This is a genomic window from Algoriphagus aquaeductus, assembly GCF_003253485.1.
GTDB lineage: Bacteria > Bacteroidota > Bacteroidia > Cytophagales > Cyclobacteriaceae > Algoriphagus > Algoriphagus aquaeductus.
This window is the reverse complement of sequence record NZ_QKTX01000012.1, coordinates 90605-103649: the sequence shown is the minus strand read 5'-3', so window position 1 is coordinate 103649 and position 13045 is coordinate 90605. Positions and strand designations below refer to the sequence as shown.

The window sequence follows — 13045 nt, the reverse complement described above, 5'->3', positions numbered from 1 at the left end:
GATAAAAATGAAATACCTCCTACTTCTAGTTTTCAGCTTCTTTTTGAGTCTTTCCTTAAAAGCTCAAGATGAGATTCAATGGATGAAGTTTGAAGAGGCCATTGCAGCCAATACCAAACAGCCAAAAATGATTTTGGTCGATGTCTACACGGATTGGTGTGGTTGGTGTAAGAAAATGGACAAAGAGACTTTCACCGACCCTAAAGTGGTCGCCCATCTCAAGCAAAACTTTTACACGGTCAAACTGAACGCTGAAAACACGCAGCGAAAATTTGAATTCATGGGAAAAACCTACACTGAAGCCGAAATGGCGGCAGCCATGCGGGTTCGGTCTTATCCCAATTTTGTGGTGATCGAACCTGGACTTCAAAACATCGCTCAACTCCCCGGCTATCGCCCCGCGGACGCATTTTTGGCAGGATTGAACGAATTGGTCGAAAAAGCTTTCCGAGTCAAACCATGAGTTTTAATCTCGCAGAACGCGAAGATACCATCATCGCTCTAGCTACTCCACAGGGAGTCGGCGCTATTGCCGTCATTCGTCTTTCCGGAAAAAATGCCATCAAAGCCACAAATGAGGTCTTTTTTGGAAAAAACTTGGAAGAAGTTCCTACCCATACCATTCATTTTGGTACTATCCGGGATGGAGAAAAAATCATCGATGAAGTTTTAGTCTCCGTTTTTAAAGCTCCGAAATCCTTTACCAAAGAAAATGTAGTGGAAATTTCGACGCACGGTTCCTCCTACATCATCAATCAGGTGCTCAAGCTCTTTGTACGCAAAGGTATCCGCCTAGCCAAGCCCGGAGAATTTACCCAACGTGCCTTCTTAAATGGACAATTTGATCTCGCCCAAGCAGAGGCCGTGGCCGATTTAATCCATGCAGACTCCGAAACCAGCCACCAAGCCGCACTGAATCAGATGCGTGGCGGTTTTTCCTCTGAGATCCAAGAACTGAGAAATCAACTGATCCACTTTGCCTCCATGATTGAGTTGGAACTCGACTTTGTGGAGGAAGATGTAGAGTTTGCCAGTCGGGATGATTTGAGAACATTGGTAGAGCGGATTCTGAGAATCGTCGAGGAACTCATCTTGAGTTTCGACTTGGGCAACGTGATTAAAAACGGGGTTCCCACGGTCATCGCCGGCAAGCCAAATGCCGGAAAATCCACGCTTCTCAATGCCCTACTCAATGAGGAAAAAGCGATCGTTTCGGATATCGCAGGTACCACCCGCGATTTTATCGAAGATGAGATCAGCATCGGCGGAGTCATCTTCCGATTTATCGATACGGCCGGTTTGCGGGAAACCACTGATACCATCGAGGCCATAGGCGTAAGTCGGACTCAAGAGAAAATGAAGACCGCTTCCCTGATTCTGTACCTCTTTGACCTGAGTGATACCGACCTGGTAGAGATCAATCGGGACATCAACAAACTGGAAAACTTGGGCGTGCCTTTTCTGAAAGTAGCGAATAAGACGGATAAGGCTAAGGAGAATATTATCAGTGAGTTAAAGGAAAAACATCCGGATACCATTTTTATCTCGGCAGGCAAAAAAGAGAATCTGGAAGGGCTCAAAGCCCGCATTCTTGAACTCGTCAACCTGGATAAATTCCGGACCGGAAACACCATTGTGACCAACGTGCGCCACTATGATAGCCTGACCAAAACCAGAGAATCTTTGCTGGATGTCCTATCCGGTTTGGATCAGGAAGTGACTAATGATTTTCTGGCGATGGATATCCGAAGATCTCTGCACTATCTCGGAGAGATTACCGGGCAAGTGACCACCGATGATTTGCTGGCGAATATTTTTAGTAAGTTTTGTATCGGGAAATAGCTTCTTAAATTGACAATATGAAGAGTCCAAAAAGAACTAAAAAATCGAAGGCACGAAAAACTACTGCTTATTTGACCAAGCGGGATTTAGTCCGTGTAGCTTCCGCTGCGGTAAAAAAAGCTTCAGATGCCTCGATGGAAATCGCTGGATATGTGGTCAAAGCGGAAAATGGGTGGATTGTACGTGAGAATTCAGATGGTTCGGTAATTCAGCTTGAGAAATTGAAAGACTATTCAAAATCCAGAAAACTTGTCCTCGACTAAATCAAATCTTAGACTTAGAGTCTTTGCAGGGCCAAATGGATCTGGAAAAAGCACAATCATCAATGCTGTTCGAGATCACAAGGTTCGCAAGACACAGGTACAAAATTTAACCTAACCAATCAGATTATTCTTTTTCTCTTTTTAAAAACCAAGACAAATACCGTCTTAATTTTTCAATCACCGCTAAAAATCGATTGCCTTTTTAGTCAAAAAAATTGCATCTTGTTGAAAGATTTTTTCCAGCAAGCTGATTTCTAATGACCGAAAAGTACCTTAAACCCAAACAAGCATTAAATCCAGCATTCCGAAAAGTAAAGCCCAACCGGATTGCTATTGAGAGTTTTAAATCGAACCTGGTTCAACTACTCGATCGGATCAATGATTCCGAACCCGAGGAGTTTCACAAAAATCTGGTTATCGACTTTTTAAAGAAAACTTATTACGAGCCAAGCCACTTCATCAACATCAAGGGAAAAAATGATTTGGTAATTCATTTGGGAGATAGTGCCAAATCCAATGTCGGAGTGATCATTGAAGCTAAAAAGCCTACCAATAAGGGTGAGATGATCTCTATTTCAAATCTAAATTATAAAGCACTTCAAGAGCTTATTCTTTATTATTTACGTGAGCGAATCACACATAAAAATCTGGAAATAAAGCACTTGGTTGTAACCAATATTCATGAGTGGTTTATTTTTGAAGCCCAAATTTTCGACCGTCTTTTTGCTCAAAACAAAGCATTGGTAAAGCAATTTGAAGACTTCGAAGCAAAAAGATTGTCAGAAATAAAGACTGACTTTTTCTACAAAAACATCGCTGAACCTGCCATCGAAAAGGTAAAAGACCAGATACCGTTCACCTACTTTGATTTCCGGGACTATGAAAAACCACTGCGAAATACAGACAAAAGCGATGATATCAAGCTGATTGCCCTTTTCAAGCTTCTCTCACCAGAGCATTTGCTGAAGCTTCCCTTTGCCAACGACAGCAATAGCCTGGACAGACGGTTTTACAGCGAACTGCTGCACATCATAGGACTTGACGAAACGAACGATGGCGGAAAAAAAGTCATCGGAAGAAGTAAGGTTGGGGCGCGGAATGTGGGTTCCATTTTGGAAAGTACGATTACCGAGCTGGACAGCTTGGACAAAATCAGCAGACTGAAAAAGCCAAGCCAGTTTGGCACCAGCCATGAAGAGCGGCTTTTCAATGTTGGCTTGGAGCTTTCGATTACTTGGATCAATAGAATCCTGTTTCTCAAGCTTTTGGAAGCCCAATTGATCAATTATCATAAGGGAGACCGCTCCTATTCATTTCTGAATCGGGATAAAATCAAAAATTATGACGACCTCAATAGCCTATTTTTTAAAGTCTTAGCCAGAAAGTACCAAGACCGATCAGAAGAAATCAACCAGATTTTTGGAAATGTTCCTTACCTGAACAGTTCGCTTTTTGAGCCAACGGATATGGAACACGACACTTTGTTCATCTCCAATCTCCAAGATGAAAAATCCATCCCGATTATCGGAAGCACGGTTTTGAAGAATGATCAGGGGAAAAAGCGGACCGGAAGTCTTCCCGCTCTGGAATACCTCTTGGAGTTTCTGAATGCCTACGATTTCAGTTCGGAAGGTTCAGAGGACATTCAAGAGGAAAATAAGACCTTGATCAATGCTTCCGTGCTTGGTCTCATCTTTGAGAAAATCAATGGCTACAAAGATGGATCCGTGTTCACGCCCGGATTTATCACCATGTATATGTCTGCAAAGACGATTCGGAAAACAATCGTCCAAAAATTCAATCAGGCCAAAGGGTGGAACTGCCAAACTTTTGAAGAACTGAAGGAAGACCTACAGGAGGAAATCAGATCCGGAAATAGAAAAGAAGTCAGAAGAATAGCCAATGAGATCATCAATAGCCTGAAAATCGTGGATCCCGCGGTCGGGTCCGGACATTTTCTGGTTTCGGTATTGAATGAATTGATTGCCATCAAGAGTGAGCTTAAAATTTTGGTGGATTCCAATTATGACCCGATCAGTAGCCATGTCGTCGAAGTGATCAATGATGAATTGATCATTGCTGACTTGGAAGGTAATCTGTTTGAATACAATTACTTAAGCAAAGAAAGCCAACGCATCCAGGAAACGCTTTTTCACGAAAAGCAGACCATCATCGAGAACTGTCTTTTCGGGGTAGATATCAATCCCAACTCCGTCAAAATCTGTCGGTTGAGGCTTTGGATTGAGCTTTTGAAATCGGCGTATTATAGAATAGCAACCCTCCAAGGGTTCGAAACCCTTGGAGGGTTTCAAGGTCGAGAGCTGGAAACCTTGCCCAATATCGACATCAACATCAAAGTCGGCAATTCCCTAGTTTCCCGCTTTGCATTGGATTCCGACCTCAAGTCTGCGCTTAAAGGCTCATGGAAGATTGAAGACTACAAAACGGCAGTTTCCACCTACCGCAATGCAAAGAGCAAGGACGAAAAACGGGCGATGGAAGCCCTGATCGCACAGATCAAAACCAACTTCCGATCCGAGATCTCCAAAAACGATCCCAAGATTCTCCGGAGGGCAAAACTCGGAGGGGAACTTTACAACTTGACGAGTCAGACTGGACTTTTCGAGGAATCGGCAAAAGAGAAGAAAATCCGCCTGGCCAAAGTGGAAAAAGTCACTGCGGAACTCAACATGCTGGATACCCAAATCGAGGAAATTAGATCTAATCAGATCTATGAAAATGCCTTTGAATGGAGGTTTGAATTTCCAGAAGTGCTCAATGATGAAGGCGATTTTGTAGGATTTGATGTGGTGATCGGCAATCCTCCTTATATCAGAATTCAAGAGCTTCAAAAAAATTCCCCTGAATTTGTGGAGCATTTAAACAAATCTTACGAGTCAACTGGAAAAGGAAATTATGATATCTATATACCATTTATAGAACTTGGATATAAAATTCTTTCAAAAAAAGGTTCGTTAGCATATATTAATCCTCATAAATTTCTGAATGCAAACTATGGGGCTGAAATAAGAGGATTTTTAAAGAGTACTCAATTCCTTGAAAAGATTATTCATTTTGGTTCAAATCAGGTTTTTGAAGACGCTACAACATATACCGGGATATTTTTTATGTTGAAAGAACCTAACGAAAAAATCTCATTTTATGAATGTGAGGTTCCATCCTCAATTTTGGAAATAAATGAAATGAAATTTAGTGAAGTAGATATTTCATCTCTTAGTAAGGAAAATTGGGTTTTCTTAAAGAATGAGGAAAGTCTTCTACTACAAAGAATAAAACAATCTGAAAATACACTAGAAACACTAACCGAAAGGATTTTCCAAGGGTTAAAGACTAGTGCAGATAAAGTATTTATAGTCAAAAAAATAAGTGAATTAGAGAAAACTTTTATCGTTTTTTCAGAACAGTTAGATAAAGAAATTGAGCTTGAAAAAGCACTTCTATTTCCACTAATCAAAGGAGGAAACAGCAGAGCATATACCCTTTCCGAACCTGAATTATTGATTTTGTTTCCTTACGAGAATGGAAATTTGATTCCGTTTGAGTTGCTTAAGAAAGAAGCCCCCCTTACAGCCCAATATCTAAACACAAATAAAAGTATTTTGGAAGAAAGGGAAAGTGGAAAATTTAAAGTTGAAAAATGGTTTCAATTTGGGAGGAATCAAGCCATTGAGATAATTCAAACCAGAAAAATTTTCACACCTGATATTGCACCTGCCTCTCGTTTTGCACTAGACCAGACAGGAAAATACATGTTTACAGGTGGTGCTAGTGGAGGATATGGAATTATTCCAAAACCCGAGATTTCATTCTATTTCCTTCTAGGAATTTTAAATTCGAAAATAGCCAACTGGTACATCAAACTGACATCTACTCAAATGAGAGGAGGATGGTATAGTTTTGAATCAAGATATATCAAAAGTATCCCATTCCCTTCTATTTTGTCAAGTAATGAACTTGAAAAAGCGGTTGAAGAACTTATCTTTCAAAATGGAGAAAATGAAGAATTAAAAGAGCTAATTGACCGATTGGTATACAATTTATATGGCTTAAGTGAGGAAGAGATTGGGATAGTGGAAGAGGGTGATAAATGAGTGCAGAGAAAATAAAAATCCTCCAAGCTATAAACAAAAATGTCCACAGTAAAAAGTGGAATTGTATGTCCATTGGCTGTAATAATGACGCAATAAAATCTCATCTATTACAAAAAAATGGAACACTAAGTTTAATTTCTTTAAACTCACATGTGGTTGAACTTGTCGAAAACGACTACTTTAAAATATACAATGGAGAAAGAACTCTTGTTTTCAAAAAAAATAGTCTTAACAAAGTAATGTGTCATCCTTTGTTTTGTAACAGACATGACACTTCGATTTTCAGAACTATTGAAGTTGGGGAAATAGATTTTCACAATCATGAAACACAAAGGCTTTTTTTATATAGGTCGCTTTGTGGTGAATTATGGAAAAAGAAAAGAAATTTAGAATTCTATCAGAGAATGGAAAAATCAAATCGACTGAGAATTCTACTTTCAAGTCAAGAAAAGGAAATGCTTCAGCAAAACATAGAATCTCATGCTTTGGGGATTTCAGATTTAATTTATTATAAAGAAAAAATTGAAAACGCCGAGTTATCATCAAATTCTTTTACTTTTAAAACATTTGAAGTCCCTTTTTTGGAAGTTTGTGGGGCTGGCGTATTTTCTCCCATTTCAAGTACAGAATCCTATGATCAAGCAGAACCATTCCCTATTGTTTTAATTAGTTTAATTCCATACAAAAAATCATTGTTTATCATATTAGGTAAATCCAATGAATACACTAATAATTGGATTGAAAGTTATTTTAAAAGTTGGAATGAAAGTTACCCACAAAAATATCAACAACTAATATCAGATTTAATTGCAACCAGAATCGAATCTTGGGCTATATCACTAAACTTATTCGAAAGTTGGAAACCAGAAAAGCTAGGAGAAATTGAAGGATATTGGAACATTAATAGGTACAACTTATATACATCTCAAAAATTTTATGTAAACATGTTTGATTAAAATGCCCCGCATGCTCCCCATCTCCTTAATCATCCTCGGCGGAATTTTATTGGTTTCCGGAATTGTACTTTTGGTTAAATCCAAGTCAATTAGGAACGAATCCTTGACTCAAGCCATTGCAGCGGTAAAAGCCGATGGTGTGTTGACTCCAAAAGAAGAAAAGCTAATCCGCGAAATTGCCATCAGTGAAGGAAAAGATGCCGAACTCGCCATCCGTCAGATCAAAAGTGAACTGGAAGAATCGGAAGAAGACTCTGAGACGGAATTGATCGATGTAAACCAAAAAGCAGGATTGGATTTCGAAAAGTTTGTGGTGCAGAAGTTTGACAAGAAATTTTTCAAAATACGGAATTGGGCAGGCGACAAGTTTGTAGATGGTCGATATGCCGATACCACTACACAGCCGGATATTCAGCTATCGCTGATTCTTCGAGGTCAGTCCTACCCTCTTGCTGTAGAATGCAAGTGGAGATCTGAATCCAAAGGTGACTATATCCGCTTCGCCAATGAGGGACAATTGGAGCGATACAAGGCCTTTGCTGCAAAAGAGAATCAACCGGTTTTCATTGTCTTGGGTATTGGAGGGAAAGCTTCAGATCCGGCCGCATTGTACATTTTGCCAGTTCAGGAATTGACCAAACCTTACATTTCTAAAGATCGAATTGGCAAATACAAAAAGAAAATCGATGCCGATTTCTTTTTTGACCAAGAGACGAATAGATTAAGGTAGGCAAAAGAGGAAATGAACAACCAGATTGAGATATAGCTAATGGTAAGTCGGAAATTCCGACATACCATTCCCAAGAAATAGGAATTAACCACTAGGAGATTAGGTCATTAAAAAAGTCTAGCCAATTCAATCAATATTATTCCATTTTTTGTAATTTTGTTTCATATTTCAAAATATTTTAATGGAGTGAGAATCGTTACTTTCAAACGGATACAGGAGTTTTCTGAAAAGCATGCGGACGCTGAAACTCCGCTTCGCTTCTGGTATTCGGTAACTAGCAAAAAAGACTGGGAATCTCTAAATGATATCAAAAAAGACTTTAATTCAGTCGATTACGTAGGAAATCATCGATTTGTCTTCAATATAAAGGGAAACTCCTATCGGCTGGTTGCGATCATTTCATTTAATGCAAAGAAGGTTTATATCCGATTTATTGGCACCCATTCCGAATACGACAAAATAAAAGACATTCAAACTATCTGAGTATGATCAAATCTGAAAAAGAATACAAAGCTATTCTGGAAAGAATAGAAGAATTGCTTGCAGATTCAGAGAACATCGAGAATTCTGAATCAAAAGGTTTTGTGGAACTTAACCTGCTCTCAGATCTCGTTGCAGATTATGAAGAAAGCCATTTCCCAATTTCTCCTCCAACCCTATCCGAAGCGATAAAATTGAGAATGAATGAGCGTGGATTGACGCAAAAAGCACTTTCCGAGTTTTTGGGAGTCAGCACTTCTCGAATCAGCGAATACCTGAATGGCAAAAGTGAACCCACTTTGAAAATCGCTCGGGAAATCAGCCGGAAACTGGATATTGAAGCATCAATTGTACTCGGAGTATAGGATTTAAAAAAAGAGGATAGCTTTTAACTCATTCCAACTATCAAGGAATCCTTGGAGGTTGAATAGAAATTGTAAAATGAACAACAATCAAATCGAAATATCAAGGAAGGGACGGTCAGACTCAAATCGAGGTCAAGTTTGAAAAAGATACTGTTTGGCTAAATAGAAATCAAATTGCCTCCCTCTTTGGAAGAGATGTCAAAACTATCGGCAAACACATCAACAATGTTTTTAATGAAGGAGAATTGGTGAAGGAAATGGTTGTCGCAAAATTTGCGACAACCACTTTGGTTCATAGAGATCATGAAACCCTATATTTTGACCTTTATTCAAACAATAAATCCTCAATGTGAAATTTCCACCATTGGGAGATAGTATCGCGTATGCCTAAGTTTACCAGTCTTTTTTAGAGCTCCAAGGGCTACCATTTCCGCCAGATCTCTGGTGGCAGTAGCGGGAGAAGTTTTACTGATACGAATGTAATTCTCGGCACTCAGTCCACCTTTGAAACCTTCTGGTCCTTCACGAAACAACCGCAGCGCGACTTTGGACTGACGCTCATTCAGCTTAGTCCGGAATTCTTCAAAGTAGCGAGCCTTTTCCACAATAAATAGAATCAATTTCTGCACATTGATTTGGGCTTTCAACACCTCTTCAGAAAAATAAACCAACCAATCTGTCACCTCCAACGAGCTATTGGCACGCTCTAAAGCATGATAATATGCCTTTTTATTTCGCTCTATGGTACTGGAAAGTGAGGTAATCAAGGGGTGTTTGGCTCCCATAGCCAAGGCTTTTTCTGCAATGGCTCGTCCGATTCGACCATTTCCATCTTCAAAAGGGTGAATTAATTCAAAATACAGGTGCGCCAATCCGGCATGAACCAATGTGGGCATTCCTTCGCTAAAAGCTCGATTGAACCAAATAAGACAATTTTCCATCTCTTTTGGCACCCTATGAGAAGGCGGAGCCTCATAGAAAACTTGAGTCGAATCTAACCTCCCCGATACAATCTGCATCGGATCTACATGAACTCGATACCCTCCGACAATTACCAAATCAATCCTTCCGTTCATCATCATTTGATGCCAGGAGAATAGGCGCTCTTGGTCAAGAGGCTCACGGTAACTCTTGTAGAGATCCACCATCATTCGGGAAACACCCGTTTCTTTGGGACCAGGCCTTCTTCCATCAGTCTGCAATCCCAGCTGACCACGAATAGATGATTGAACAGAATCTCTATCTAATATCTCCCCTTCAATTTTCGAGGTATCCAACGCTTCGCTGCTCAAAATACTAACCTTTAGTTCATCCGCATCCTCAGACGACACCGAACTAAGCGAACCTAAAATCAAACCCGTATTTCGATGAAATTCGCGTTCTAAATGAACGAATGCCGCAGGGTCAAATGTGAAGTTTGGCCAATCCGCTCTCTCCCAAATCCATTGCATGAGCTATTGAGATTATTCCTATAGATCAATAATACGAAATAAATGAGTTATAGAATGGCCTTCTATCCCTCACTGTAAAAGATTTGGCTAAAAATTATATCCAAAAGCATATAAAGATCAATAAAACCTAATCTTTATACGCAAAAGCATATAAACCAACTCTTTTTTCTACATTTATATGTAAATACATATAGAATGAATCAACTAGCCGAATTTGTAAAAACCAGAAGGAAGCAAATAGGACTGACTCAGGAAGAATTTGCCGACAAAGCCGGGGTCGCACTTACCGTAATCCGGAAAATCGAACAGGGAAAGGAAAATCTTAACCTATCCAAGGTAAATCATGTATTGAGCATGTTTGGTCATGTATTGGCACCCATTGATGCAAAAGATCCGAATAGGTACAGTAAAATACTCCTATGAATTGGCAAATTCTTGTTGTAAAATGACCAGAATTAGTCCAAACACCAAGTATTTGAAATGACAAAAAAAAAATCGATTTTTTATTGCGAAAAAAAAGTCCATCTTAGATATGTACCGTATTTGTACCGATTTTTTCCATAAACCTTATTAACAATAGGTTACACTTTCTGTATCGGGAAGTAAAAGTAAAACACTAATCTATTCTTAGTACCCTGAATTTCTGAAATAAGGATTGTTGCAAAATTTGCAAAAGTCAAAAAGCCAAAAGATTTGGAGGACGAAAATCGATACTGATCTCTGGATTTGACCAAGAGTCGAATACGCTAAGGTAATCGAACTAGGAAATGAACAACCAAATCTAGATTTATCTAAGAAAGGACGGGAAGACTCCAATCGAAGTAAAGTTTGAGCAGGAACCGGTTTGACTTTCGCAAGATCAAATGGTGTGCCTATCCCAGCAAAAACCTCAGCTTGTATATCAACAACTGCTTTCAAGAATGATAATTAGACAAAGTGGCAACGGTCAAGGATTCCTTGACAGTTAAGCAGGATGAACAACTAAAGGCTTGATAAGAAAAACCAATCTCCACTCACCATGGATTTGACAGGATAAAGCCCTGACTTTCAAAAATTACTCACACTACACATCATTAAACTTTTTCCTGCCTTCATTTCACACTCAATAATTTGGCTTTTCTATCATAAAATTTGAATAATGTGTTGTAATTGTAATTTTTTCAAAATATTATTTTGATTTTAGCTTTCATTATCCTAGTTTTCAGTGGTTTATGTGGAGCACCTTCAAGTTTTACTGGTTCTCTGCCAAGTTTTAGACAATCGCTAAACTGATCTATGAAAATCGGACTTCTAGGCGGCACCTCGCTGGCCAAAACCTTGGGTAAAAAATATATCGATGCAGGGATCGATGTAGTATTTGGAGTCAGACATGATTTTGACACCGAACAAACCGAATGGAAAATGCTCAATCGGCTCCATCATCGGATTTGTCCGTTTGAATCGGCCATCATCCAATCTGAAATTATTCTGATCTGCGCCGATACCTCCGCTTTACCGGAAATCTGCCTGGCACTGAAAAATGCAGAAACCGAAGGTAAATTGATCATTGACTGTACCAATGCACAATACGATAAAAAATTAGCCATTTCGAATACCAAACTGATCAAAAAAAATGCCCCAAAAGCCCATCTTTTTAAAGCTTTCAACAACCTGGGGATAGACTATCCTCATTCGGACAGTTTTGGAATCATCAAGGAAACCTACTATTGCGGGGATAATATCCCTGAAAAAATCCGAGTCAAGCGACTGATCGAGTTGATCGGCTTCAAAGCTGTGGATGCAGGTTTAATAGAAAACGCACCACTTTTGGAAGCATTTTACCATCTCAGCAAAGAAATTTCCTGGAACAGAAAAGATCAATCCAACTTTCATTTCAAGTTGGTTGCCAGTTAAATCCGGTATTTTTTGAGTCATCCGAAAGGTGGGGGAATCCCACCTTTTTTATTTTTTGGGAAAAATGTCAACCATTTCAACGAATCAGACCTTTTTTTCACCCCTCTTATTTTTCACTTTATTTACCTCATTTTCAAACCAATAAAACCTTGATCGATCGGATGTCCTACTTTTTTTTTCTGTATATGGGCGAAGTATGTACTATCTTTAAGGGCTTTAAAAGCTCAACCCCAAATCATCAATTACTTCCGGCAGGTTTTGAAAACCGCCTTATCCAAACCGAAACACAAGAATGAATGTACTGGTCATTGACATAGGAGGATCCAATATCAAACTATTAGCCACAGGTCAACCTGAACGAATCAAGATACCTTCAGGAAGTGACTTTAGACCTGAAGAGTTGGTTCCTTTGGTCAAAGAGGCAGCAAGGGAATGGAAGTATGACGTCATATCCATTGGATTTCCCGGAGTGGTAAAGCATGGCAAAATTGCCGCCGACCCTGTCAATATGGGAAATGGATGGAAAGGGTTTGATTTCGACAAGGCATTTGGATGTCCTGTAAGAATTATCAATGATGCAGTCATGCAGGCATTGGGAAGCTATGAGGGCGGTAAATTGCTCTTCATGGGTTTTGGTACAGGACTGGGTACCGCCATGGTCTTTGAAGATCTTCTACTTCCCCTTGAAGGAGGTCACTTGCCTTTTAAAATGGGCACATTTGAAACCCATGTCGGAAATGCAGCTCTGAAAAAACTCGGAAAAAAGAAATGGATGGAACATGTCTATCAGACTATCGCACATTTTAGACACTGCTTTCAGCCCGATGAGATTGTTTTAGGAGGGGGCAATTCCAAGCTTTTGGAAGATATCCCGGCGGACTGCCGACTAGGCTCCAACAAAAATGCCTTTACCGGAGGATTTAGACTTTGGGACAAATCCTACAAAATTTAAT

At 39.5% G+C, this 13045-nt stretch carries 12 protein-coding genes; 11 read left to right on the top strand and 1 reads right to left on the bottom strand.

Annotated elements, in window-relative coordinates:
- Positions 1-7: 7 nt before the first annotated feature.
- The 8 genes from CLV31_RS15865 to CLV31_RS15830 all read left to right on the top strand — a co-directional run bounded on the left by CLV31_RS15865 (position 8) and on the right by CLV31_RS15830 (position 8748).
- A complete protein-coding gene (locus tag CLV31_RS15865) occupies positions 8-463 on the top strand; it encodes a thioredoxin family protein (protein ID WP_111393890.1) in 456 nt (151 codons plus the stop codon).
- Positions 460-1842, top strand: a complete 1383-nt coding sequence (gene mnmE / locus CLV31_RS15860; RefSeq protein WP_111393889.1) for a tRNA uridine-5-carboxymethylaminomethyl(34) synthesis GTPase MnmE — start codon at positions 460-462, stop codon at positions 1840-1842. The genes CLV31_RS15865 and mnmE overlap by 4 nt, the downstream gene beginning before the upstream one ends.
- A 17-nt stretch (positions 1843-1859) precedes the next feature.
- The gene (locus CLV31_RS15855; RefSeq protein ID WP_111393888.1) at positions 1860-2105 is read left to right on the top strand and encodes a hypothetical protein; all 246 of its coding nucleotides are present in this window, start codon (positions 1860-1862) and stop codon (positions 2103-2105) included.
- 257 nt (positions 2106-2362) lie between these two features.
- Positions 2363-6217: a DUF7149 domain-containing protein gene (locus CLV31_RS15850; protein ID WP_111393887.1), complete on the top strand. Its 3855-nt coding sequence runs from the start codon at positions 2363-2365 to the stop codon at positions 6215-6217.
- Positions 6214-7173, top strand: coding sequence for a hypothetical protein (locus CLV31_RS15845; protein WP_111393886.1), 960 nt, complete (start codon positions 6214-6216; stop codon positions 7171-7173). The genes CLV31_RS15850 and CLV31_RS15845 overlap by 4 nt, the downstream gene beginning before the upstream one ends.
- A 10-nt stretch (positions 7174-7183) precedes the next feature.
- The gene (locus CLV31_RS15840; protein ID WP_111393929.1) at positions 7184-7903 is read left to right on the top strand and encodes a hypothetical protein; all 720 of its coding nucleotides are present in this window, start codon (positions 7184-7186) and stop codon (positions 7901-7903) included.
- A gap of 186 nt (positions 7904-8089) precedes the next feature.
- Entirely contained in the window at positions 8090-8386 is a 297-nt protein-coding gene (locus tag CLV31_RS15835; protein WP_111393928.1) for a type II toxin-antitoxin system HigB family toxin, read from the top strand.
- Between the two features lie 2 nt (positions 8387-8388).
- The gene (locus CLV31_RS15830) at positions 8389-8748 is read left to right on the top strand and encodes a helix-turn-helix domain-containing protein (protein WP_111393885.1); all 360 of its coding nucleotides are present in this window, start codon (positions 8389-8391) and stop codon (positions 8746-8748) included.
- A gap of 344 nt (positions 8749-9092) precedes the next feature.
- Here CLV31_RS15830 and CLV31_RS15820 read toward each other — a convergent pair whose 3' ends face one another.
- Positions 9093-10199 (bottom strand): Fic family protein, encoded by a 1107-nt coding sequence (locus tag CLV31_RS15820; RefSeq protein WP_111393883.1) that lies wholly within the window; start codon positions 10197-10199, stop codon positions 9093-9095.
- Positions 10200-10394: 195 nt separating this feature from the next.
- On the opposite strand from CLV31_RS15820, the gene CLV31_RS15815 reads away from it, so the two are divergent.
- The 3 genes from CLV31_RS15815 to CLV31_RS15805 all read left to right on the top strand — a co-directional run bounded on the left by CLV31_RS15815 (position 10395) and on the right by CLV31_RS15805 (position 13044).
- Positions 10395-10622 (top strand): helix-turn-helix transcriptional regulator, encoded by a 228-nt coding sequence (locus tag CLV31_RS15815; protein ID WP_111393882.1) that lies wholly within the window; start codon positions 10395-10397, stop codon positions 10620-10622.
- Between the two features lie 852 nt (positions 10623-11474).
- Positions 11475-12092: an NADPH-dependent F420 reductase gene (locus CLV31_RS15810; RefSeq protein ID WP_111393881.1), complete on the top strand. Its 618-nt coding sequence runs from the start codon at positions 11475-11477 to the stop codon at positions 12090-12092.
- Positions 12093-12384: 292 nt separating this feature from the next.
- Entirely contained in the window at positions 12385-13044 is a 660-nt protein-coding gene (locus CLV31_RS15805; protein ID WP_111393880.1) for an ROK family protein, read from the top strand.
- The last annotated feature ends 1 nt before the right edge of the window (position 13045 follow it).